Source organism: Hymenobacter jejuensis, assembly GCF_006337165.1.
GTDB lineage: Bacteria > Bacteroidota > Bacteroidia > Cytophagales > Hymenobacteraceae > Hymenobacter > Hymenobacter jejuensis.
On the sequence record NZ_CP040896.1, the window covers coordinates 1,441,875 to 1,464,137 of the forward strand.

Here is a 22,263-nt window from a genome sequence, read left to right on the forward strand (position 1 = left end):
TATATACAAAAAGCCCCGTTGCAGATGCAACGGGGCTTTTTGTATATACAGTCGGCTAGTGCTACACGTCCTGCGACATCGGGCGGTTGCCCTGCGGGTTGTTGCGGATGGGCGTGGTTTTGCCCGGATCTTTGCCCCGGCTGTTGCCATCGGTCGTGTTGCCGTGCTGCGAAACGTTGCTTTGGTTAGGGTTTTGCACTTGCGTGCTCTTTTTCTTCGTATTCGCAGCCGGATTTACCGACGTTTTATCGTTGGCGAGATCTTTTTCTTTCTTGTCCATAACGCGGGTGGTTTAAGTGAACTGCTAGTTCTTTTACCACCACGCCGCCGAAATGGTTGTTGAAAACGTACCTGATTTTGCGCCCCGCGCCTATGCGTTTTGCACAGCCGAAGCCGGAACTACGCTTACCAGGTCGGCAAATTGCTGCTCGCGGGCCTCGATTTCCTCTTGCGTCAGATTCACCAGCCGCTCCGTGCCAAACTTCTCCACGCAGAACGAAGCCATCGCGGAGCCGTGAATAACCGCCCGCTTCATGTTCTCGAAGCTGATGTCGTCGGTGGCGGCCAAGTGACCGATGAAACCGCCCGCGAAGGTATCGCCAGCGCCGGTGGGGTCGAATACTTCTTCCAGCGGCAACGCCGGCGCATAAAACACTTTGTTCTTGTGGAACAACAGTGCACCGTGTTCGCCTTTCTTGATAATCAAATACTTAGGCCCGAGGGCCATGATTTTCTTGGCGGCCTTCACCAACGAATGCTGTCCGCTAAGCTGCCGCGCCTCTTCGTCGTTGATGCTGAGCACGTCCACCATTTCGATGGTTGTGAGCAAATCTTCCAGCGCGACATCCATCCAGAAGTTCATCGTGTCCATCACAATGAGTTTCGGACGGTTTACAAGGCGCTGAATGACAAGGCGTTGTATCTGAGGTGTTAAATTTCCCAGCATCAGATACTTACAGTCTTGATACGAATCCGGAATAATCGGATCGAAATCAGCCAACACGTTGAGCTCTGTCTGAAGCGTTTCGCGCGAGTTGAGGTCGTTGGAATATTTGCCCGACCAGAAAAACGACTTCTCACCCTGCTTGATCTGCAAGCCTTCGGTGTCGGCGCCGTGTTCTTCCAACAACAGGATGTCGGATTGCGGAAAATCGTCGCCTACGACGGCTACCAGTTTCACGGGCTTCACGGAATACGAAGCCGACAGCGAAATGTAGGTGGCAGCGCCACCGATGATCTTGTCGGTTTTGCCAAAAGGCGTTTCCAAAGCGTCGAAAGCGACGGAACCGATAACAAGAAGACTCATAATCAGAGGGGTATGTGGTGATTCATGCAAAGGAGTATCACCCTTGCAACGGTGCAATCAACAAAAAAGTCCCCGAAAATTTCTTTTCGGGGACTTTTCAAAGGGTAAGTAATGGGGCTCGAACCCACGACCTTCGGAATCACAATCCGACGCTCTAACCGGCTGAGCTATACCTACCATGTTGGGAATGGAGCGACAAAAGTAGCGTGTAGAATGGCTTTTTCAAAAGTTTAAAGGAGATTTTTTCTCAATTCGACTTTACCAGCGAGCGCCGCGCCAAAGGGCATTGCTGAACTTTACGCCGTAAATAGGATGCCGAAACGCCACCGCAGATGGCTGGCAGTGACGGCCTTCCGCTGGCGCCGGTTGCAGGGGCAACTAGCCGTTGCCCTGCGTATTACCCGTACCTTTGTGGCTTGCACTATCTTTTTTCGTCATGTCCGACACGCCTGCTCCTCTTACGTTTGCCGATTTCAAGCTCAACAAACAACTGCTTACTGCCGTCGCCGAAGCGGGTTTTGAGCAACCTACTCCGGTACAGGAGCAAACCATCCCGTTGTTGCTGGCCGGCCACGATGTGTTGGGCATCGCTCAAACCGGAACCGGCAAAACGGCGGCTTTCGGCTTGCCACTGCTGATGAAAATAAAGTTTGCCCAAGGCATCCATCCGCGGGCTTTGGTGATGGCTCCAACGCGTGAGCTAGCCATGCAGCTCGAAACGCATCTGAAGCGTCTGGCTGTCTATACAGACCTGCGCATCTTTGCTATTTATGGTGGTTTAGGTCCTAAAACCCAGATCGAAACATTGGCGCAAGGCGTTGATATTCTAATTGCTACGCCGGGCCGTTTGCTGGAGCTTTACCTCAAGGGCGACTTGGTACTGAAGGAGCTTAAAACGCTGGTGCTAGACGAAGCAGACAAGATGATGGACATGGGCTTTATGCCCCAGATCCGACGCATTCTGGAGGTGATTCCGCGCAAACGGCAGAACGTGCTATTCTCTGCCACCATGCCGGATAAGGTGGCCACGCTGAGCGAAGAGTTTCTGGAGTTTCCGGTGCGCGTGGAAGTAACGCCCGCAGCCACTTCGGCTCAGAATGTGAGTCAGGCACTTTACGAAGTACCTAACCTCCTGACTAAGATCAACTTACTAGGTTATTTGGTCCGCGATGAGCAGGAGTTCAACCGCGTAATGATTTTCTGCCGGACCAAAGAGCACGCCGACAACGTGTCGAGCTTCCTGATCCGGAAAGTATCGGCTGAGACCCGGGTTATTCATGGCAACAAAGGGCAAAACGTGCGCATCAACGCCATGGAAGCGTTCCGTAACGGCGAGCTGCGGTTTTTGGTAGCTACTGACGTAGCCGCCCGCGGCATCGACGTGCCACAGGTAAGCCACGTCATCAATTTCGACGTGCCGCTGATTTACGACGACTATGTGCACCGCATCGGGCGCACAGGTCGGGCGCAGCATACCGGTGCAGCCATCACCTTCGCCAACGAAGCGGAGATGCACCACATGGGCCGCATTGAAGCGCTTATCAACCAGACGATTCCGCTGCTGCCGTTGCCCGAAGAGGTGAAGGTAATGCCCACCAAATTTGACGAGCAGCAGGGCATCGACCGCGAAATCGACGAGCGCCGCAAGCGTCTCGATCCGGAGTTCAAAGGGGCTTTCCATGAGAAGAAAACTCCTTTACAAAAAGGCATCGATAAGCGGACGGGCCTACCCTACGTTGAAGGCCCTAACCGGAGCCAGAAAGGCAAGAAGAAACGCGCTTCGCCGGGCAAAATGCAGTCGCCAGCGGCTAAAGCAGCTGCAAAAGCCCGCGGACCACAACGCCGTAAATAATCGCTATTTCATAACTATTTTATAATCAAACAGTTATGAAATAGCGAAATGAGGACATAAAAGCAAAGGCCGCTCCGTGACATGGAGCGGCCTTTGCTTTTATGTTTTATAAATTAGTGCTGAAAGATGGCCAAATGACTGCATTTCAAACTAATAAACGTAAGTGCCCCGCCCCAAAAGACCGCGCTCCACAGCATGTGCAGCATAATGTTTAGCCGGGGCACGTGCAGTTGCGTGGCAATGACGGTACCGCCGATGGGGCTGAACAGAATGGGCGTCAGGAAAGCAATACCGGCGATGCCGAAACGCCGATAGATCCGCACCACGATGCGGCTGCGTCGGCTGAACAAGGGCTTGCCGCGCAGCAAACGGCGCTTGCGTTGGTGCAGCGCCCACGCCCGGCCCACGCCCGAAACGACCAGCACAGTGGTCATCATCCCGGCTACCGTCAGCCCCCAGATCAGGCAGAAGGGCATACCGGCGGCGGTGCCGGCAATGGGCCCGCCAAAAAACTTGACCATGCTGAGCAAGAAAACGGAAGCGTATTTGACAGTTGGGGACAACACGGGCGTTTTCGGACTTAGGTGTGGGTAATGCGGGGAAACCAGAGCGGCGGAATTGGGTAAATATACAAGGTATACGGCGGCGGGTTTCGTTCTGATAAGTTACAGAATTATCAAGCATGCCCGCCCGTTGAGCTTCCCAGCAGCCGACGATGGGCTGTCAGAAAACATACCGCCAAAACACAAACCGTTAGCTATCAAACAAATAGAGCTGAAGACCATATGACCTTCAGCTCTAAAGCGGTTATGACGAGCCGCGGAGACCTTACAGCTTACTGCCGTACGATAAGTCGCCGGCGTCGCCGAGGCCGGGCACAATGTAGGCTTGCGCATTCAGGCCTTCATCGACGGCCGCAACCCAAAGCGTGGCTTCTGGCACCTCACGCGTTACGTACTCCACTCCTTCCGGGCTGGCAATGACGGCGGCGATGTGCACCTGTCGGGGCGTACCAAAGCGCAGCATGGCGCGATACGTCTGCACCAACGATTTGCCCGACGCCAGCATTGGGTCGGCGAGGATGAGTACGCGCTCGTCGAGGCTGGGTGCGGTGAGGTAGTCGAGTTGTACTTGCACTTGCGCCGTGCCTTCGATGCGGTAAGCGGCCGCAAAAGCGCTCGGCGACTGGTCGAAATAATTGAGGAAGCCCTGGTGAAACGGCAAGCCCGCGCGCAATACCGTAGCCAGCACCGGAAAGTCGTGTAGGTGCTTGCTGCGCGACTCGCCCAGGGGCGTGCGCACGGTTTTGTCGGTGTAGCTGAGCTGCGAGCTGATGCGATACGCGATGATTTCGCCGAGGCGCTGCAAGTTGCGGCGAAAGCGTAGGCTGTCGCGCTGCACATCTACGTCGCGTAGCTCAGCCAGAAAATGATTGGCCACGGAGGGTTCGGCGCACACGATATGTACGCGCTCATTGGGTTCGGCGGGCTTCAACGTATCCATTGCAAATACCAGGGTTGGCGGGTTTGGGTAAGCACTCCGTATGGTACGGGCGCGGCGCCGAAGTTGGCAAAAAAACGCGCAATTGAAGGAATCATGCTGCCTTCAAAGTCGAGCGTGAGGCCTGGCGTGCCCGCGTGCCGCTGAATAACGTGGTCGAGCAGCAAGAGCGGAGCCCCCGCCTTCTTACCCGCCGCCGAGGCCGCTGCAAACAGGTACACTACCACGCTGGGCTGCCGCACAAACAAGGCTCCCGCCAGAAGCTCTCCCGATTCGGGCATTCTCACTTCCAGAATATACACTTGCTTGCGCGTCTGCAAAGTGGCCACCAAGCGCTCCAAGCAGTAATATTCTTTGGTTTTCAACCCCGAAGCGGCCGCAATTTCCTGGTTTTTAAACAGCTGCATCAAGTTCTTCGCCGAGGCAGCCTCCGTTACCTGGAGCGGCGTGGGCAGTTGTTGGTTATGCCGCAGGCGCCTCCGGTAATCGGGTGCGTATCCCGCCGCGAGCGTCGCGTAGCTGGCCGCCAAGTTCAGGTGGAAGGTGCGCCGCTCCGTCAGGGCAAAGCCGGGCGGAGCGGCCACTAACTCGTTGCCTGTGTGCAATTGCAAATAGAAGCGCGCAAAGCGCTTATCTATAACCTTCAGATAATCAATAATATACCTAAACCGGCTTGTCCCGGTCAGCAACAAGCCCAATTGCTGCGTAAAGGCGGGCTGAAACACTTCGTAGCCCCAAGGACGACGCTTCAGCGGCAAGGGCAACAACGATTTGTAAGCCCCGGTGGCTTCCTCGACTTCAATGACCGCGTCCCAGCGGCCACACGCCTCGCGCAGCCACCACGAATACGCATACGGCACGGCCGCACTAGCCGCTTGTACGCATTCGTCCCAAGCGGTGAAATCGAGTTCGGCATGACGAAAATAGCGCAGCGACACAAGACGGAGAATTAGGTATACTTAAGACCGAAAAGGCATTTTGAACGTGATAAGGGGCATTTGACTACGAACGTGCACGGGAAATATCTTTTTCCCAAATGCGTTAAAGCATACTTCTCTTTTCGAACTGCTCAACTCCCATCGCGCAACTACGTAGGTTTGCGCCGCCGGGTACCATTTCGGGGCGCGGCATACTATAAGCTTATGAGAAAGCCGCTACTGCTCCTTGCTACCTTCGCCTTGCTGTTGCCGACGAGCCAGGTTGTTGCCCAAACCACCCCGGAAGGCCCCGTTTATTTGCGTTTTGATGTTACGGCCAAGAAGCCCGCGCGGCCGCCGCATCCCAATCAAGGCCCCACATACGTGCCGCTCGATGCCGATATTTACCGGCTGATTGACCGCTACGCAATTAAGTATGGCCCTGATTCTCTGAGCGATCCGCATACGTCGGTGAAGCCCTATACGCGCGCCAGCGTGGCGCGGCTGGCCGAGCGCATTCTGCAAGACAGCACTGCCGACTTGTCGCCCTCCGATCGCTTCAACGCGGAATACTTGGTGCGCGACAATTGGAATTACGCCAGCGAAGATTCGGCAGTCAATGCCAGCAAGCGGCCCGTGCTGAAGCGGTTTTACCGCAATCAATCGGATCTGTTCCACGTCGACAATCCCGACTTTACCCTGCGCGTCAATCCGGTGCTGGGGCTGCAAGTCGGCAAAGACAGCGACATCAGCGGCCTGCGCTACGTCAATACTCGCGGCGTGCAGGTAGAAGGCACCATCGACAAGAAGCTGGGCTTTTATACCTTCTTGGCTGACAACCAGATAGCCGTGCCGCTGTATGTGCAGCGACGCGTGCAGCGCGACAACATTGTGCCGCACGAAGCTTTTTGGAAGTACTACAAAGACAAGCCCGACCAATACGATTTCCTGTCGGGACGCGGCTACCTGACTTACGCGGCCAGCAAGCACATCAACTTGCAGTTTGGCTACGACCGCAATTTTATCGGTAACGGTTACCGCTCGCTCATCCTGTCGGACTACGCGGCGCCGTACCTGTTTCTGAAGATCAATACGCGCATCTGGAAATTCAATTACCAGAACCTGTTTGCGGAAATGACCGCCGAAAAGGCCAACCGCGACACGATTTATCAGAAGAAATACTTCGCGTTCCACCACCTCAGCCTCGACGTCACGCCGAATTTCAACATCGGTGTGTTCGAGTCCATTGTGTTTGGGCGCGGTAAAGGGCGGTTTGAGCTGCAATACCTCAACCCGATTATTTTCTATCGCTCTATCGAACAGGCAGTTGGCTCCAACGACAACGCCCTGCTGGGCCTCGATTTCAAGTGGAACATCAAGAAGCGCGTGCAGCTCTATGGCCAACTGGTGCTCGACGAATTTGTGATCAGTGAAGTGCGCGCGGGCCAAGGTTCGTGGCGCAACAAGCAGGCGTTTCAGCTGGGCGCCAAGTACATCGACGTGGCCGGCATCAAGAACCTCGATATACAGGGTGAGTTCAACTACATCCGACCTTACACTTACCAGCACGCAGATAGCTACCGCAATTACCAGCACTACGGCCAGCCCCTCGCCCACCCTATGGGCGCCAATCTGTACGAGTTGCTTGGCATTGTCAGTTACCAGCCAATCCCGCGCCTAAACTTGGTGGCCAAGGGCTTTCTGTCGACGCAGGGCAACGATATCACGAGCCTGAACGGCGTGCCGTTGACCAACTTTGGCTCCAACGTGCTGCTGCCGTACACCAACCGTCCGCGCGACGCCAACGGCAACATTCTGGAAGCTGGCTTCTTTACCGGCGACGGCGTCAAGACGCACCTTATCCACGCCGACCTCACGGCTACATACCAAGCCCGCCACAACGTTTGGGTTGATGCCAAGCTGATTATGCGCCGCGTTACGGGCACCGACCCCAATGTGGGCAACATTACCAACAGTGATGTGTTTCCGTCGCTGGGCGTGCGCTGGAACATTGCCCAACGAGTACACGAGTTTTAATAACTAATTAATAACCATATACTTACGTAATGCGTCACGATCCAGCTACCATTCTGCTCTATCGTCCAGTGAGCCAGAAAGAACTGGATTTGATTGCGGACTCCGGATGGCTGGAATTTCCGTTGGAATTGGAAGAACAATCCATATTCTACCCGGTGCTGAATGAAGCCTATGCGATCCAAATTGCGCGCGACTGGAACGTACCGTACTACGGCATCGGCTACGTGACACGCTTTGCCGTGGACGCCGATTATGTGGCCCAGTTCCCGGTGCAAAACGTTGGCGATCAAGCCTATGACGAATTGTGGATACCGGCCGAAGAGTTGGCGGAGTTCAACCAGCACATCGTCGGCCAGATTGAGGTGGTGAGCATTTTTCAGAGCTAGCTACCGCCTGCTGGCCACGGGCTGCGCAATGCTTGGTTCGGGCTACCTTTGCAGCTTCTATGAAGACGTACCTCCGCATTCTGCAATACGCTCGGCCGTGGGCGGTTTTTTTGCCGCAGTACCTGCTGTACACCATCCTCACGATTGTGTTCAGCCTTGCCAACTTCACCCTCATCATCCCGATGCTGAAGGTGCTGTTTGACAAAACCGACCAAGTGCCGCTGCAAGCCCCCGATCACCTGCCGGCGTTCCGGCCAAGCTTTGATTGGGCAAAGGATACGTTTAACTATTTTTTTGCCGACGTGCTGGCCGCGCAGGGCAAACTGGGCGCGTTGGCGTTTGTGTGCGGCGTAGTGGTGGCGTCGGTGCTGCTGAGCAACGTATTTCGCTACCTGAGCTTGCGGCTGCTGGCTAAGGTGCGGGCCCGCGTCATCCGCAACCTACGCCGCGACCTTTACCACCGCATCATCCAGCTTCAGCTGGGTTTCTTCGCCAACGAGCAGAAAGGCGATCTGATGTCGCGCTTCACCAACGACGTACAGGAGGTCGAAACCTCGGTGGTGAACACCATGACGGCCGTCATCAAAGAGCCGCTGACGATTGTGGCGTACTTCGGGCTGCTGTTTTATTTTTCGGTACCCCTGACCCTGTTTACGCTGGTGCTGCTCCCGATTTCGGGCGGTATCATCGCCAGCATTGCCAAGCGCTTGCGCACGCAGGCCAAGCAAAGCCAAGGTACGCTGGGCTCGATGCTGTCGGTGATCGATGAAACGCTGGGCGGCATCCGCGTGATCAAGGCGTTCAACGCGCAGGATTACATCAAGGAAAAATTTGAAGCCCAAAACGACCAGTACGCCCGCACCTCCCGGGCCATCGACAACACCCGCGACCTGGCCTCGCCGTTTTCGGAGTTTGCGGGCGTGTCGGTGGTGGCGGGGCTGCTGTACTTCGGCGGCACGCTGATCCTGGGCGGCCACTCCGACCTGACGGGCGAAAGCTTCATTGGCTACGTCATTTTATTTTCGCAAGTGCTCACGCCAGCTAAGGCGCTGTCGTCGTCGTTTGGCAACATTCAGCGCGGTTTGGTAGCGGGCGAGCGGGTTTTGCAAATAATTGATACAGAACCAGTTATCCGCGACAAGCCCAATGCGCAATTACTGCCGCCTTTCCAGCACCAAATTGAGTTGCGCAACCTGCAATTCAGCTACGGCGAGGCGACCGTGCTCACGGACATTAATCTGACTATCGAAAAAGGCAAAACCGTCGCGTTGGTAGGTCCATCGGGCGGCGGCAAATCGACGCTGGCCGACTTACTGCCGCGCTTCTACGACCCCACCGGCGGCCAGATTCTCATCGACGGCCACGACGTCCGCGACTGCACCATTCATTCGGTCCGCGACCAAATGGGCATTGTAACGCAGGAAAGCATCCTGTTCAACGATACCATTTTCAACAACATCCGCTTCAATACCCAAGCCACGGAGGCAGAAGTAATTGAAGCGGCCAAAATTGCCAATGCGCACGAATTTATCGCCGCTTCGCCCGAAGGTTACCAGACCATGATCGGCGACCGCGGCTCGCGCTTGTCGGGCGGCCAGCGCCAGCGCCTGAGCATCGCGCGCGCCATCTTGCGCAATCCCCCAATTCTCATTCTGGACGAGGCTACATCAGCGCTCGACACCGAATCGGAAAAGCTTGTGCAAGAGGCCCTTACGCGGCTCATGAAAAGCCGCACGTCGTTGGTTATTGCGCATCGCCTCAGCACCATTCAGCACGCCGACGAAATTGTGGTGTTGCAGCACGGCCGCATTGTAGAGCGCGGCACCCACGACGAGTTGTTGCGGCAGTCAGGCGGCCTGTATCAGCGACTGAATCAGATGCAAACCAACGGCGCGTTAGTATAGTCCTGATAGGCTTATAGTTAGTTTTAAGCCGTTCGATTGCAGGCTGCGCCTTAACTGTAATGCACTTTTCTGCGTTTACAGTAGCATAGTCGGGGCAAGCTCCACAGTAATGCATTGGCAAAGCTCTATATTTAGTGGCCAATCCGCAGCTGTGCGGCCTTGCCACCTGGTTTTCTAGACCTCTAAAGCCTCTTCCTATGCTTGCTTTAAAACGCCTCGTTACAATTCTGGTCATGGTGTATTTGCTGCTGGCGCTGCTCCTGATTCTGAGCCCGCCTGTCCGCGATACGTTCGTTTCCACCTTCGGACTCAACGGCGACTTGGCCACGTTCTACAACACGCTATTTGTCATCGGAGCCGTGTTACTAGGTTTGCAACTCATCACGGAAAACATTGATAGTGTGATGCTTCGCCGCGAAATTGCTGCACACCAAGGGAAAGTAAATGAGCTGAAAGCCCGCCTCTACGACCAGCAAATGGAACAACGCGAGCGCGATATTCAGCAGCGCTCGACTGCTACGGCTGCTTCTACTACCGTAGTTCCGCCCACCACAACGGTTGTGCAGCCCACCCCTATCGTGCCGCCGACGGTGGTCAATACGCCGCCTAGCACGGTTACGTACGGCTCGGCCGATCCGGCTTATGTGGCGCCGGCCGCTAACCCATCGACAGCACCGCTTTCGAATCCTTCGACCGCGACTAGTACCGAGCCGCACCGGCCTGTGTTTCCGCAGTCAGATCCCAGTCTGATTAACACCCCGCTCGACAAGCCAAATTCTATCATCACCCCGTCTCCTGACCCCGAGAATCGCCCGATCGCGTAACTTTGTCGGGTGATTGACTCGCTATCTGACCTTATCCGGGCCGAACTGACGGAAGCCCGGACCGTGCTCGACCGGTTTTTGGCTGATCCGGCCACGCTTTCTGTCATCGAACAAACCGCCCGCCTCATGGCCGATTCGCTACGGGGCGGCGGCAAAATTCTGACCTGCGGCAACGGCGGCTCGCTCTGCGACGCGCAGCATTTCGCCGAAGAACTGAGCGGCCGCTACCGCCACGACCGGCCCGCACTAGCAGCCATCGCGCTTACGGATGCTTCGCACATGAGCTGCGTAGCCAATGATTACGGCTATGAGTTCGTATTCAGCCGTTTTGTGCAGGCCCTTGGCCGCCCCGGCGATGTGCTGTTGGCCATCAGTACCAGTGGCAATTCGCCTAATATCATGCGGGCAGCCGAGGCCGCCCAAGCACTTGGTATGCAGGTAGTTAGTCTAACCGGCAAAGATGGCGGCAGCTTAGCCGGCATCAGCGACCTCGAGATTCGCGCTCCCCATTTCGGCTTCGCCGATCGCATTCAGGAAATTCACATCAAAGTGATTCACATCCTGATACTGTTGATTGAGCAGCTAGTGGCGACCGAGCAATAACCCATGAAATAAAAACCAGCGGCGGAAGCATTCGGCACCTATTGCCTGATGCTTCCGCCGCTGGTTTTATGCTAAATTTGAAACGGTTTGAAGCGCCGCTGCTTCAAAACTCCTGTTTTCCGCTTTTTATTTATCCCAATGCTTACCAAAACCTACGGCTCGGCCGTGCAGGGTGTCAATGCCAATACCATTACAATAGAAGTTGTTGTATCTCAGGGCACTAACTTTTATGTTGTCGGATTAGCCGATAACGCTATTAAGGAAAGCCAGCAGCGCATCGAGGCAGCGCTTAAGTTTAAGGGCTACCGCATGCCCCGCACTAAAGTGGTGGTGAATATGGCTCCGGCCGATATTCGCAAAGAAGGCTCATCATATGATTTGCCCATTGCATTGGGCATTTTGCATGCTTCGCAACAGCTTACTACCGAGACACTTGGTGAATACATCATCATGGGTGAACTGGCTCTAGATGGCCAGTTGCGGCCTATTCGCGGGGTGCTGCCCATTGCCATTCAAGCGCGTAAGGAAGGCTTCAAAGGCTTTGTGTTGCCGCGCCAGAACGCGCAGGAAGCGGCCATCGTCAATAACTTGGACGTAATTCCAGTGGACACGATGCAGGAAGCCATCGATTTCTTCGAAGGCCGCCTGGAAATCGCACCGCTCAAGGTGGATACGCGCGACATATTCCAACACGCTGTCAACCAATACGCTGCCGATTTTGCCGATGTGCAGGGCCAAGAAAACATCAAACGAGCGCTGGAAATTGCGGCGGCCGGCGGGCACAATGTGATCATGATCGGCCCTCCCGGCGCTGGCAAAACCATGTTGGCCAAGCGGTTACCCAGCATTCTGCCCGTTTTGAACATGCAGGAAGCTCTGGAAACCACCAAAATTCATTCGGTGGCGGGCAAGTTGGGCGCCAACGCTTCTTTGCTGAGCACGCGCCCGTTTCGCTCGCCGCACCACACCATTTCCGACGTGGCACTGGTGGGCGGAGGCGGTAATCCGCAGCCGGGCGAAATCTCGCTGGCACACAACGGCGTGCTATTTTTGGATGAGCTACCGGAGTTTAAGCGCACCGTATTGGAGGTGATGCGGCAGCCCTTGGAAGAGCGCCGCGTGACCATTTCGCGGGCGAAAGTGAGCATCGATTTTCCCTCGAATTTCATGCTGATTGCCTCCATGAATCCGTGCCCCTGCGGCTATTACAACCACCCGGAGAAAGAATGCGTGTGCGGGCCGGGTGTAGTGCAGCGCTACCTGAACAAAGTAAGCGGGCCGTTGCTTGATCGCATTGACCTGCACGTGGAGGTGACACCGGTCACTTTTGACCAAATGACCGAAACGCGCCGCTCCGAAACCAGCGCCGACATTCAGCAGCGGGTTGAGAAAGCGAGGCAAGTGCAAACCGCTCGTTTTCAAGAGTTTCCCGATATTCATTCCAACGCTATGATGCCTTCACAAATGGTGAAAGACATTTGCCAGATTACCGAAGCGGGCCGGACGCTGCTCAAAACGGCGATGGAGCGGCTGGGGCTGTCGGCGCGGGCTTACGACCGCATTCTGAAAGTGTCCCGCACCATCGCCGACCTGGCGGGCAGCGAAAACATCCGCATTGAGCACCTAGCCGAAGCCATTCAGTACCGTTCTCTCGACCGCGAAGGCTGGGCTGGGTAAACGAAATGGAAATTAGATGTAAGAGTACAATATATTGACAATCAAATACTTGCATTGAAGTAAAATTCTTCGTTTTTCACTCTACTTTCCTCCTTGCACGAAGTGTATAAGTCACTGCTCAAACCGCTGTTGTTTCAGTTAGAGCCTGAAAAGGCGCACCATGTGGTGTTCGACAATTTGAGACGAATGCGGCAGGTGCCGGGCATGACGGCGCTGATGCGCAGCCTGTACGACTACGCTAATCCGGTGCTAGAGCGGGAAGTATTCGGGCTAAAATTCAGAAACCCAGTAGGTTTGGCGGCAGGGCTCGATAAGAACGCCGAGTTCACCGACGAACTGGCGACATTGGGCTTTGGGTTTGTGGAGATTGGCACCGTCACGCCGCGGCCGCAGCCCGGTAACCCCGCCCCGCGCCTGTTTCGCTTGCCCGCCGACGAAGCGTTGATTAACCGCATGGGGTTCAACAACGAGGGAGCGGCGGCGGCCGCCGCTCGGCTTCGCAGGCGCCGCAGCACGATGATTATCGGCGGCAACATTGGCAAGAACAAAGACACCCCCAACGAGCAAGCCGCCGCCGATTACGTGGCCTGCGTGGATGCCTTGCACGAAGTCGTGGATTATTTTGTGGTGAACGTAAGCTCGCCTAACACTCCAAACCTGAGGCAGTTGCAGGAACGTGAACCCCTGATTCAACTGCTTCAGCAGGTGCAGGAACGCAACCTTGCCAAACCCAAACCACGGCCGCTGCTGCTCAAGATCGCGCCTGATTTGTCTGATTTCCAACTATCTGATATTCTGCTCATTGCGAAGGAAACGCAGTTAAGCGGTCTAGTAGCTACCAATACCACTATAGGCCGGGAAGGTCTGCAAACAGCGCCGGCTACGGTCGAGCAGGCTGGGGCCGGTGGGCTCAGCGGACGGCCGCTGCGAGAGAGGGCTACGGAGGTTATTCGGTACCTGCATCGCCACTCCGACGGCGCGCTGCCGATTATTGGGGTGGGTGGCATTGCATCGGCCCGTGACGCGCAGGAAAAGCTGGCTGCCGGCGCATCGTTGGTGCAGCTTTACACGGGGTTTGTGTATGAAGGGCCGGCGCTGGTGAAGCGAATTAATCAGGCGTTGGCCGCAGAAACCCATCACACAGCACATTGATAATAAGCCCTTTACTGCGTATCTTAAAGATATCATCCATCCTGTAACGAGCACTTACGACCATGGGAAAAGGAGACATCAAAACGCGCAAAGGCAAACTCAGCAACGGCTCGTACGGCAACCGCCGCAAGCACGAAAGCAAAAAGCATAATCCGGCGCCGGCGCCCGCTTCCAAACCGGCAGAAGACAAGAAATAAGCTTCCGTCGCCGCCGTGAGGCGCTGACTTTCGCGGTCTGGCTTATCTCTAGGCCAGGCCGCGCGGCGGTGGTGGCTTTCAACCAAGTATTGGCTCTGCGGTACCAATTCGGACCTCTACTACCTCTGTGGGGCGCTGGCCTTGCTTAAACTTTTGCCGGTAGCTGCGTTGGGCCCACATCAGTAGAGGAATCATCACGAAGGTGGGCCACAGGAAATTGATCGGGAAGGGAATAAACTTCAGGCTGGTAGCCGAAAAGGCCGATACGGCGGCCACGTACGAGCCCACAAACCCCGACATGTGGTTGAGCAACCATTGGCCCGTCGGCCACGGCCCTTTGCGCAGGTAGCCGCGCAGTTGGCGCACTACCAACATAAGCCCAATGCTGCCGAATAGCAGCGAAACCACGTTGCGCCCGAGTAAGCCATAGCTCACGGTACCGGCGAAGATCAGGCCGCCGAGCGCCAACACGACCCAGTCGTACCAAGCGGGTTGTTGCCCCTCGCCTAAGCGCTTGAGGTACAGCGACCGATACCCAAACCACGCCAGATACAAGCTGAAAACACCGGTCAGCAGCAGAAACGTCATGCCCTTCAGGCTGGCGGCCACAATAGCCGACGAACCCGCTACCACCATAGCCCAGAAAAACACCTTGCCCCACATACGGTGGGCGGGCCCGCCTTTGCGGACCAGCAGCGCGACTGGGGCCACAAAAAATCCGATAAAGCCGGCCGTGATGTGCAGCCAGCGATTGGCCAGCAAGAAGGTTTCCATAACGTACTCTTGTGTAAATGATTGATCTACTGAAAGATGCACAATAAGCATGTGGCGCGCTACTTCTTTCTACCGAAACGCCGCATCTACCTGCTCAGCTGTCGAAAGCGGCGGTTGAAGCGTACGTGACTGTTATAGCTTTACGCCCACGCGCCACTCGATCACGTCGGCGGAACCTCGGTGAACCTTCAGATCTACGTCGGTGAAAAGGTGTTTGGCAAAGTGGTATTTGAGGCCCAGCCGCTCGTAGTAGAACTTGTTGGATTTGTAAGGATTATACACGTAAAACCCCAGGTGTGACACGAAAGCCAGCCGGCCGAAAAGCAGTTCGTGGCCTATAAAAACGCCAGCTTTTTTCACATCGGGCAGCTTTTCGCCGCTGCGGGCGCTGTCGCGGAGCTGGGCTAGCAACGAGCGGTCGTAGAAACCTTCAGCGCCGAGTACGAGGTTGCTTTTGCGGTTGAGCCGCCGCCCGGCCATCACCGATACCGACTGCACCAAATACTTGCGCCCGTCTGACTGGCTGCGTTGCTTGTAGCCCGCACTGGTACTCAGATTCAGGAAGTTATGCCCGATATCTACGGGCTCCGTATTCGGGCCAGTGGGCAACGGCTGCACGGGTCGCTGCTGATGGTAGTTAAGCCCCAGCAGCAGCGTGGGCAGGTTGATACCGAAATTGGGCTTGGTAGTCGCGCCGTTGGAATAGTGGTTGAGACCCAAGCCCATCAGCAAGCCAACATGCTGGCTAAGAGCCACATCGTATTCGGCTCGCATTTGCAGCGTAGCATTGAGATGCGAGCCGACAATGGTGTTTTTGTGGTTGGTACGCTGGTCGAAGTCCATAGGGAAATACGCGAGGCCGGTGCCCAACCGGAAATTCATTTCCTGCCGGGCAGTGCGCCAGATGGCCTTGTTGAGGTAAATCGTAGCGGCGTAAGAGCGCTCCAGCACCGGATTGTGGTAATCGTAATACACCAGCGCCAGCCCCACCTTCGGGTATCGATACCACGCATGCCACGGCGCGGAGCCGTTGGTTTGACGCTGCATATTCACCTCAAAACCAGTGGGATGCGACACGGCCAAATGCTTCACGGCTGGCGTATGGGCAATGATAAAGCTGCCCTGCGCGTACGCGCCTACCACCACGGGCCAGCTCTCAGAGTTCTGCTGTGCGTGCGCCGACAAAATTGTACCGGCAAGGGGCACGACTAGTCCGGCGATTCTCCTCACAAAACCCGACTTACACAGCAGAAGGTTGGTGAGCATAAAGCGAATTACGGCTTACGAGAATACCCGAAGAGACCCAAACAGTAAATGGAAACGAACGGTCCGGCTTGCGCACGCTAACAGCTTGAAGCTTTAACGATTGGCGGAAACTCGGCTGTTGTCCAAACGTCACGAGAAAGTTAAATATCGGTCTTTTCGCAACTATCTCCTTGCATTTTACGGTATGAAGGGCTGAATATCAAGGACAAGCTTGCGGTTGAAACTGGAGAAAGCCTTGTTCTTACGCGTCTAACACACCTCTTACATCATGAAGAAAATTGCACTATTGGCCACTGCTGGCCTAATGACGGCTTCCGTTGCCCAAGCACAAGATGCCGGTGGATTCCGGCTTGGGTTGAAAGTCGGTGGCACTTACTCCAACATTTCGGGCGATAACGTAAACCAGATCGCGGGGCCCAACTACAGCACCAAACTAGGCGACTACAAATTAGGCTACAATGCTGGCGTTGCCGCTTCCATTCCGCTGACCAGCGACGGATTTTTTGCTTTTGCTCCTGAGCTTCTCTACAATCGCAAAGGCTACGAGATTCAGTCGCAACAAACCACGGGTTTGGCAGCGGGCGTGAGCAAAGTAGAATATGAGCAGCAGCGCGTGCTCCACTACATTGATGTGCCGCTGTTGGCCCGAATCAATGCGGGGGGCCTGTTTTTTGAGTTGGGTCCGCAGGTAAGCTACCTGTTTGGCTCGCGCTCGAAGCAGCAAACTACCACCAAATACACCGATGGCAACAAAGACAAAGTGGAATCGCGCTCGGGCTTCCAAGACTACAGCGGCATCGCGCAAGGCGAGTCGTACAAATCCGACCTCGCGCAGTTCGATATTGCTGGCGTAGCTGGTTTGGGCTATCAGACTGAAGGCGGCCTGAGCCTAGGCTTGCGCTATGCCCGAGGCTTTAACTCACTGATAGACACCAAGAACCAGGACAACGAGCCCAAAGCCTTCAACAATGCTTTTACGCTTCAGCTAGGCTACCTCCTGCCACTAGGCAAGTAAGCAAAACCAAGGTAGTTGTTTGATTGCCAGTCAACTAGGCACCTTTTGCTTGCATAAACCGTACTAGTATACCTGCATAAGGGTGGCTAGAAAAGGATTATGGAATCGATTATAACGCAAGCAACAAACAACAACCTAGTTATGAAAAAACTTGCTCTGCTCTCTCTCGCGCTGGTTTCGGCTCAGGCTTCGCTGGCACAGACTGACACGGGCGGCGCCCGCATCGGCATTCGGGGCGGTGCAACCTATGCTACCATTGGTGGCAAGGACATCAAGCAGGTGGGCGGCGTGGACGTCGGGGGCGATGTCAATTACAAGCTCAGCTTCAACGCTGGCATCGCCCTCCAACTGCCCATCAGCAGCGACGGCTTCTGGTCATTTGCTCCCGAAATTTTGGTCAACCGCAAAGGCTTCGAGCGCAAGTTTGTAATTACCGATGCCAATGCTTTGGCAACCAACCCCCAGGTAACCGCAAACGACCCGCGGGCCGATGATTCGGGCTATACCGTTGAAAAGTATAAGTACGAGCGGCGGCGGGTGCTGACCTATATCGATCTGCCGCTGCCGGTGCGCATCAATACGGCACCCGGAGGCTCAGGCTTGTATTTCGAGCTAGGGCCGCAGATCGGCTACATGGCGCGCTCAAGTCAGGACTTCAAGCAGACGTACAAATACGCCGGGCAGGACAACGAAGTCGTCAACAAAGCTTCCGGTGACCAGAAGGAGGACTTGGCCAGCTTCGACATCGGCGGTATTGCTGGGCTGGGTTACCAGTCCGCGAATGGGCTGAGCCTAGGCATTCGGTACAACCAGGGCTTCAAATCGCTGCTCGATACCAAGGACGTAAGTGCCCGCAACGAGCCAAAAGCCTTCAACCGAGCCTTTATGTTACAAATAGGCTATCTGCTGCCGTTAGGCAACTAGTCAACCGTATATCAAAAAAGCGGCGGCCGTAACTGGCCGCCGCTTTTTTGATATGCAAATACATCACTATCAGCCTATTATACGTTTAAGCAGTAGTACCAGCCTGGTGTGCAATGTGGTACGAGTTAAGTCCTTCTTTTATCAAAATCTTAGTTACAACCATGAAAAAACTCTCTGTTATCGTAGTTGCTTTTTTGGCTCTCACTTCCTTCTGTTCGCTGTCGGCACACGCACAGGGCCTGCGCTTGGGCGTTAAAGCGGGAGCTAATCTTTCCAATCTATCCGGCAATCTGACCAACGAAGATCGGTTCCAAAACAAAATCGGTTTTCACGGAGGCTTATTGCTCAATGCAGGCTTAGTAGGCGATGGCTTCCTCTCAATTCAGCCGGAGCTGCTGTACTCGCAGAAAGGCTTTAAAAACAAGGACAAGGAATATAGCCTGCTAGGCAACACGCTAAAATTCACGGGCAAAACCAACTACAACTACCTCGATTTACCCATTTTACTCAAAATCAATGCGGGTGGGCTTTTCTTCGAGGCAGGGCCGCAGTTTAGCTACCTGCTCAACGTCAAAGACGATTCGAAGCGCTACGTCAACGGGCAACAAACGTCTTATACCTCCTCCGAGCGCGACCTCAACAACGTAAACCGCTTCGAAGTGGGCTACGCCGCGGGCTTGGGCTTCCAGGCTGACAGCGGCCCCATGATCGGCATTCGCTACAACGGCGCCTTCACCGATTTCAGCAAAGACGGCTACCAAAACAACGACCTGCGCAACGCACGCAACCAGGTGTTTCAGGCTTACGTCGGATTTTTAATTCCAAGTAAATAAGCCCGTTACATAGTAAAAAAGCCCTCAACCACATCGATTGAGGGCTTTTTTTCGTTTGTGTGGGGCATGTAAGCTCAGCACTGGCACACTTTTCGTTTTGGCCGCGCTGTGCATTCCTTTTTCACCCACACTATTTCTGCACTCATGAAAAAGACCACCGTTGTTTTAGCCACCTTATTTTCAGCCGCTGCCTTCTCCTCGGCTCACGCCCAGGGCGTCCGTTTGGGCCTGCGAGCCGGCGCTAACTACTCCAACCTCACCGGTAACATCCAAAACGAAAATACCTACAACAACAAAGTAGGCTTCATGGGCGGCGTGATCCTAAACGCCGACCTTTCCGGCGACGGCTTCCTCTCGATTCAGCCCGAAGTCTTGTATTCGCAGAAAGGCTTCGAAAATAAGCCTACCGAGTACACCAACACCCTTCTGGGCGTAGGCTACACTCAAAAGCGCGAAGGCAAAGTCAACTACAATTACCTCGATGTACCGGTGTTGCTGAAGATCAACGCGGGCGGACTGATTTTCGAAGCGGGTCCGCAGTATTCATACTTGCTCAGCTCCAACAACGAAACCAAAACGACCACCACACGCTTGCCCAACGGCACGCCTTCGGTGTCGGAAGCAGAGAACAAAAATGACGTTAGCGGCCTGAAGCGCAGCGAGTTGGGTTACGCAGCGGGCATCGGTTACCAAGCCGATAATGGCCTGAGCCTCAACCTACGCTACACGGGTGCCTTCAGCGATTTCGTAAAAAGCGACAACGGTACCTATTTCGACGGCGACCTGAAAAACGCCCGGCACTCGGCGTTCCAACTTTCGCTCGGCTACCTGATTCCGAGCAAGTAGTCGCGAAGCGAAACGCATAAATTCAAAGTCCTGGCTTCTGTCCGCAGAAGTCAGGACTTTTTGTTTGTTGTTGATAATCAACACATTAATAGTGGGACTTGCCCAGAAAAAAATAATATCGCCCATCGAGAGTTACTCGTCTGTTACTTTGTGCAAATAGCTCCCTGGGCATTTTAACCTTTAACCGCACGTGAAGAAAGTTACGCTGACCCTGCTGCTGGCCACCCTTGCCTCAGTGGGGTACGGGCAAGGAGTACGATTGGGGTTAAAACTGGGCGGCAGCCTCACCAACGCCGTCGGTAGCGATATTGTCGGGAGCAGCCTGCAAGTGGGCGGCCACGGCGGCATTACCGCAAACGTGGGCATTACCAAGAATTTTTCGCTGCAACCGGAAGCCTTATTTTCGATGAAAGGCGACCAAGCCACCAGCTACGGACCGTCTATTCGGGCGCGGCTGTACTACATTGATGTGCCCGTCGTGCTCAAATACACCCGAGACGATGTGTTTTTTGAGGCGGGTCCGCAGGGTGGCTATCTGCTTTCTTATCAGGATAATACGGGCTTTACGACCAAGACACCCACGCCCTTCCGCACCTTGGACTACGGCTACGTGCTGGGCTTTGGCTACCAGGACCCAGGCGGCTTTAGCGTAGGCTGGCGCTACAACGGCGGGCTCACCAACGTCTACCGCGACGTTGATTTTGGCGATGGCGTCGTCACGACGAAAGGCCGCAACAACGCCATTCAACTCTACATCGCTTACCGCTTTCCGGCCTTGTTCGGCGGTAAAAAGGCGGCGGTTGAAGAAGACACAAAAAAACCGGCACCTAAGTAAGCGCCGGTTTTTTTGTTATTTACAAATAATTGATAGTCAATTAGTTACTTAGAAGCCTCTAGCGCCGCGTAGTTGCGGTAAAAATGCGGGATGGTCTCGATGCCTTTCAGGAAATTGAACACGCCGTAGTGCTCGTTGGGCGAGTGAATTGCATCCGAATCGAGGCCAAAGCCGAGCAGCACCGAGTCCAGACCCAGCTCCGACTTGAACATGGCCACAATCGGAATAGAGCCGCCGCCGCGCGTCGGAATGGGCTTCTTGCCAAAGGTAGTTTCAAGGGCTTTGGAGGCCGCTTGGTAAGCGATTGAATCAGTGGGGGTTACCACAGGCTCACCGCCGTGGTGGGGCCGCACTACCACTGTTGCCCCCGAAGGAACCAAGCTCGAGAAGTGCTTCTGGAATTTCTCCGTGATCTCTTCCGAAGTCTGGTTGGGCACTAGGCGCATCGAGATTTTGGCGTAAGCCTTTGAGGCAATGACGGTTTTGGCGCCTTCGCCGGTGTAACCGCCCCAAATGCCGTTCACGTCGAGCGTGGGCCGAATGCTGGTGCGCTCGATGGTGCTGTAGCCCTTTTCGCCGTACACATCAGGCAGGCCAATGCTTTGCTTGAATTCCTCGTCGGAGTGCGGCGCTTTGGCCATCTCGGCGCGCTCCTCGGCCGAAAGCTCCTGCACGTTGTCGTAGAAGCCGGGGATGGTGATGTGGTTATTCTCGTCGTGCAACGACGCGATCATCTTGCACAGAATATTAATAGGATTCGCCACCGCACCGCCGTACAGGCCCGAATGCAGGTCGCGGTTGGGGCCGGTAACTTCTACCTCGTGGTAGCTCAGGCCGCGCAAGCCCACTTCGATGCTGGGGGTATCGTTGGCCAGGATGCCGGTATCCGAAATCAGGATGACGTCGGCCTTGAGCTTTTCCTTGTTCTCGCGCACGAAAACGTTCAGGTTATTAGAGCCGATTTCTTCTTCTCCCTCAATCATGAACTTGACGTTGCAGGGCACGCCGCCCTCCTTCATCATCACCTCAAAAGCCTTCACGTGCATGTACACCTGGCCTTTGTCGTCGCAGGCGCCGCGCGCATAGATGTTGCCATCTTTGATCACCGGCTCGAAGGGCGGCGAAGTCCATAGCTCATAAGGATCGGCGGGCTGTACGTCGTAGTGGCCGTAGACGAGCACCGTAGGTAACGCCGGGTCCACAATTTTGTCGCCGTAGACGATGGGGTTGCCGGCAGTTTCGCAAAGCTCTACGTTTTCGACGCCTAGCTCTTCCAGTCGGGCTTTCAAGTAATCAGCGGCGCGTAGCACATCGCCATGAAACTTGGGGTCGGCTGATACGGACGGGATACGCAGCCAGTCCAGCAATTCGCTTAGGAAACGGTCTTTGTTTTCTTCGAGGTAGGAAGCCATGCG

22 protein-coding genes and 1 tRNA gene are annotated in these 22,263 nt (G+C 55.1%); 14 read left to right on the forward strand and 9 right to left on the reverse strand.

The genetic code is table 11. The features are described from left to right. Window positions 1-61: 61 nt before the first annotated feature. The 3 genes from FHG12_RS05765 to FHG12_RS05775 all read right to left on the reverse strand — a co-directional run bounded on the left by FHG12_RS05765 (window position 62) and on the right by FHG12_RS05775 (window position 1,483). On the reverse strand, window positions 62-280 hold the full coding sequence (locus FHG12_RS05765) for a hypothetical protein (RefSeq protein WP_139514823.1): 219 nt from the start codon (window positions 278-280) through the stop codon (window positions 62-64). Window positions 281-370: 90 nt separating this feature from the next. Continuing rightward, window positions 371-1,306 carry a PfkB family carbohydrate kinase gene (locus FHG12_RS05770; RefSeq protein WP_139514824.1) on the reverse strand — a complete coding sequence of 312 codons (936 nt, stop codon included), beginning with the start codon at window positions 1,304-1,306 and terminating at the stop codon, window positions 371-373. Window positions 1,307-1,409: 103 nt separating this feature from the next. Then, window positions 1,410-1,483: transfer RNA gene (locus FHG12_RS05775), tRNA-His, on the reverse strand. A gap of 259 nt (window positions 1,484-1,742) precedes the next feature. On the opposite strand from FHG12_RS05775, the gene FHG12_RS05780 reads away from it, so the two are divergent. Beyond that, complete coding sequence (locus tag FHG12_RS05780) at window positions 1,743-3,158, forward strand: DEAD/DEAH box helicase (protein ID WP_139514825.1); 1,416 nt, start codon at window positions 1,743-1,745, stop codon at window positions 3,156-3,158. A gap of 113 nt (window positions 3,159-3,271) precedes the next feature. Here the strand turns inward: FHG12_RS05780 and FHG12_RS05785 are convergent, their stop codons facing one another. The 3 genes from FHG12_RS05785 to FHG12_RS05795 all read right to left on the reverse strand — a co-directional run bounded on the left by FHG12_RS05785 (window position 3,272) and on the right by FHG12_RS05795 (window position 5,596). After that, complete coding sequence (locus FHG12_RS05785) at window positions 3,272-3,679, reverse strand: hypothetical protein (protein WP_139514826.1); 408 nt, start codon at window positions 3,677-3,679, stop codon at window positions 3,272-3,274. 307 nt (window positions 3,680-3,986) lie between these two features. After that, a complete protein-coding gene (gene upp, locus FHG12_RS05790; protein ID WP_139514827.1) occupies window positions 3,987-4,661 on the reverse strand; it encodes a uracil phosphoribosyltransferase in 675 nt (224 codons plus the stop codon). Next, window positions 4,649-5,596, reverse strand: a complete 948-nt coding sequence (locus FHG12_RS05795) for a GNAT family N-acetyltransferase (protein ID WP_165699313.1) — start codon at window positions 5,594-5,596, stop codon at window positions 4,649-4,651. The genes upp and FHG12_RS05795 overlap by 13 nt, the downstream gene beginning before the upstream one ends. A gap of 204 nt (window positions 5,597-5,800) precedes the next feature. Here FHG12_RS05795 and FHG12_RS05800 point away from each other — a divergent pair, with 204 nt between their 5' ends. From FHG12_RS05800 to FHG12_RS05835, 8 genes are all read left to right on the forward strand, one after another. Continuing rightward, complete coding sequence (locus FHG12_RS05800) at window positions 5,801-7,612, forward strand: capsule assembly Wzi family protein (protein ID WP_139514829.1); 1,812 nt, start codon at window positions 5,801-5,803, stop codon at window positions 7,610-7,612. A gap of 29 nt (window positions 7,613-7,641) precedes the next feature. Beyond that, complete coding sequence (locus FHG12_RS05805) at window positions 7,642-7,998, forward strand: hypothetical protein (protein WP_139514830.1); 357 nt, start codon at window positions 7,642-7,644, stop codon at window positions 7,996-7,998. Between the two features lie 59 nt (window positions 7,999-8,057). Further along, entirely contained in the window at window positions 8,058-9,902 is a 1,845-nt protein-coding gene (locus FHG12_RS05810; RefSeq protein WP_139514831.1) for an ABC transporter ATP-binding protein, read from the forward strand. A gap of 197 nt (window positions 9,903-10,099) precedes the next feature. Next, on the forward strand, window positions 10,100-10,726 hold the full coding sequence (locus FHG12_RS05815; RefSeq protein WP_139514832.1) for a hypothetical protein: 627 nt from the start codon (window positions 10,100-10,102) through the stop codon (window positions 10,724-10,726). Between the two features lie 12 nt (window positions 10,727-10,738). Next, window positions 10,739-11,329, forward strand: coding sequence for a D-sedoheptulose 7-phosphate isomerase (gene lpcA / locus FHG12_RS05820; protein ID WP_139517702.1), 591 nt, complete (start codon window positions 10,739-10,741; stop codon window positions 11,327-11,329). Between the two features lie 138 nt (window positions 11,330-11,467). Beyond that, window positions 11,468-13,006 (forward strand): YifB family Mg chelatase-like AAA ATPase, encoded by a 1,539-nt coding sequence (locus FHG12_RS05825; protein WP_139514833.1) that lies wholly within the window; start codon window positions 11,468-11,470, stop codon window positions 13,004-13,006. Between the two features lie 102 nt (window positions 13,007-13,108). Beyond that, window positions 13,109-14,158 carry a quinone-dependent dihydroorotate dehydrogenase gene (locus FHG12_RS05830; RefSeq protein ID WP_139514834.1) on the forward strand — a complete coding sequence of 350 codons (1,050 nt, stop codon included), beginning with the start codon at window positions 13,109-13,111 and terminating at the stop codon, window positions 14,156-14,158. A gap of 62 nt (window positions 14,159-14,220) precedes the next feature. Continuing rightward, a complete protein-coding gene (locus FHG12_RS05835) occupies window positions 14,221-14,355 on the forward strand; it encodes a 30S ribosomal protein THX (protein WP_139514835.1) in 135 nt (44 codons plus the stop codon). Window positions 14,356-14,433: 78 nt separating this feature from the next. Here the strand turns inward: FHG12_RS05835 and FHG12_RS05840 are convergent, their stop codons facing one another. Both FHG12_RS05840 and FHG12_RS05845 read right to left on the reverse strand, forming a co-directional pair. Then, window positions 14,434-15,129: a cobalamin biosynthesis protein gene (locus FHG12_RS05840; RefSeq protein ID WP_139514836.1), complete on the reverse strand. Its 696-nt coding sequence runs from the start codon at window positions 15,127-15,129 to the stop codon at window positions 14,434-14,436. A 132-nt stretch (window positions 15,130-15,261) separates the two neighbouring features. Further along, window positions 15,262-16,395, reverse strand: coding sequence for an acyloxyacyl hydrolase (locus FHG12_RS05845; protein ID WP_139514837.1), 1,134 nt, complete (start codon window positions 16,393-16,395; stop codon window positions 15,262-15,264). A 268-nt stretch (window positions 16,396-16,663) separates the two neighbouring features. On the opposite strand from FHG12_RS05845, the gene FHG12_RS05850 reads away from it, so the two are divergent. From FHG12_RS05850 to FHG12_RS05870, 5 genes are all read left to right on the forward strand, one after another. Next, a complete protein-coding gene (locus FHG12_RS05850; protein WP_139514838.1) occupies window positions 16,664-17,410 on the forward strand; it encodes a porin family protein in 747 nt (248 codons plus the stop codon). A gap of 141 nt (window positions 17,411-17,551) precedes the next feature. Next, window positions 17,552-18,334: a porin family protein gene (locus FHG12_RS05855; RefSeq protein WP_165699314.1), complete on the forward strand. Its 783-nt coding sequence runs from the start codon at window positions 17,552-17,554 to the stop codon at window positions 18,332-18,334. A gap of 161 nt (window positions 18,335-18,495) precedes the next feature. Next, window positions 18,496-19,167, forward strand: a complete 672-nt coding sequence (locus tag FHG12_RS05860; RefSeq protein WP_139514840.1) for a porin family protein — start codon at window positions 18,496-18,498, stop codon at window positions 19,165-19,167. Window positions 19,168-19,311: 144 nt separating this feature from the next. Then, the gene (locus FHG12_RS05865; RefSeq protein ID WP_139514841.1) at window positions 19,312-20,013 is read left to right on the forward strand and encodes a porin family protein; all 702 of its coding nucleotides are present in this window, start codon (window positions 19,312-19,314) and stop codon (window positions 20,011-20,013) included. A 190-nt stretch (window positions 20,014-20,203) separates the two neighbouring features. Beyond that, the gene (locus tag FHG12_RS05870; protein ID WP_139514842.1) at window positions 20,204-20,848 is read left to right on the forward strand and encodes a porin family protein; all 645 of its coding nucleotides are present in this window, start codon (window positions 20,204-20,206) and stop codon (window positions 20,846-20,848) included. Between the two features lie 44 nt (window positions 20,849-20,892). On the opposite strand, the gene FHG12_RS05875 is transcribed toward FHG12_RS05870, so the two are convergent. Continuing rightward, a complete protein-coding gene (locus FHG12_RS05875) occupies window positions 20,893-22,260 on the reverse strand; it encodes a dipeptidase (protein ID WP_139514843.1) in 1,368 nt (455 codons plus the stop codon). Between the last annotated feature and the right edge of the window lie 3 nt (window positions 22,261-22,263).

Coding starts and splice junctions, on each gene's coding strand:
- FHG12_RS05865 (WP_139514841.1), top strand. CDS start 19,312: ATGAAAAAGACCACCGTTGTTTTAGCCACCTTATTTTCAGCCGCTGCC.
- FHG12_RS05785 (WP_139514826.1), bottom strand. CDS start 3,679: ATGGTCAAGTTTTTTGGCGGGCCCATTGCCGGCACCGCCGCCGGTATG.
- FHG12_RS05780 (WP_139514825.1), top strand. CDS start 1,743: ATGTCCGACACGCCTGCTCCTCTTACGTTTGCCGATTTCAAGCTCAAC.
- FHG12_RS05875 (WP_139514843.1), bottom strand. CDS start 22,260: ATGGCTTCCTACCTCGAAGAAAACAAAGACCGTTTCCTAAGCGAATTG.
- FHG12_RS05810 (WP_139514831.1), top strand. CDS start 8,058: ATGAAGACGTACCTCCGCATTCTGCAATACGCTCGGCCGTGGGCGGTT.
- FHG12_RS05825 (WP_139514833.1), top strand. CDS start 11,468: ATGCTTACCAAAACCTACGGCTCGGCCGTGCAGGGTGTCAATGCCAAT.
- FHG12_RS05800 (WP_139514829.1), top strand. CDS start 5,801: ATGAGAAAGCCGCTACTGCTCCTTGCTACCTTCGCCTTGCTGTTGCCG.
- FHG12_RS05855 (WP_165699314.1), top strand. CDS start 17,552: ATGAAAAAACTTGCTCTGCTCTCTCTCGCGCTGGTTTCGGCTCAGGCT.
- FHG12_RS05815 (WP_139514832.1), top strand. CDS start 10,100: ATGCTTGCTTTAAAACGCCTCGTTACAATTCTGGTCATGGTGTATTTG.
- FHG12_RS05770 (WP_139514824.1), bottom strand. CDS start 1,306: ATGAGTCTTCTTGTTATCGGTTCCGTCGCTTTCGACGCTTTGGAAACG.
- FHG12_RS05860 (WP_139514840.1), top strand. CDS start 18,496: ATGAAAAAACTCTCTGTTATCGTAGTTGCTTTTTTGGCTCTCACTTCC.
- FHG12_RS05835 (WP_139514835.1), top strand. CDS start 14,221: ATGGGAAAAGGAGACATCAAAACGCGCAAAGGCAAACTCAGCAACGGC.
- FHG12_RS05805 (WP_139514830.1), top strand. CDS start 7,642: ATGCGTCACGATCCAGCTACCATTCTGCTCTATCGTCCAGTGAGCCAG.
- upp (WP_139514827.1), bottom strand. CDS start 4,661: ATGGATACGTTGAAGCCCGCCGAACCCAATGAGCGCGTACATATCGTG.
- FHG12_RS05840 (WP_139514836.1), bottom strand. CDS start 15,129: ATGGAAACCTTCTTGCTGGCCAATCGCTGGCTGCACATCACGGCCGGC.
- FHG12_RS05765 (WP_139514823.1), bottom strand. CDS start 280: ATGGACAAGAAAGAAAAAGATCTCGCCAACGATAAAACGTCGGTAAAT.
- FHG12_RS05850 (WP_139514838.1), top strand. CDS start 16,664: ATGAAGAAAATTGCACTATTGGCCACTGCTGGCCTAATGACGGCTTCC.
- FHG12_RS05845 (WP_139514837.1), bottom strand. CDS start 16,395: ATGCTCACCAACCTTCTGCTGTGTAAGTCGGGTTTTGTGAGGAGAATC.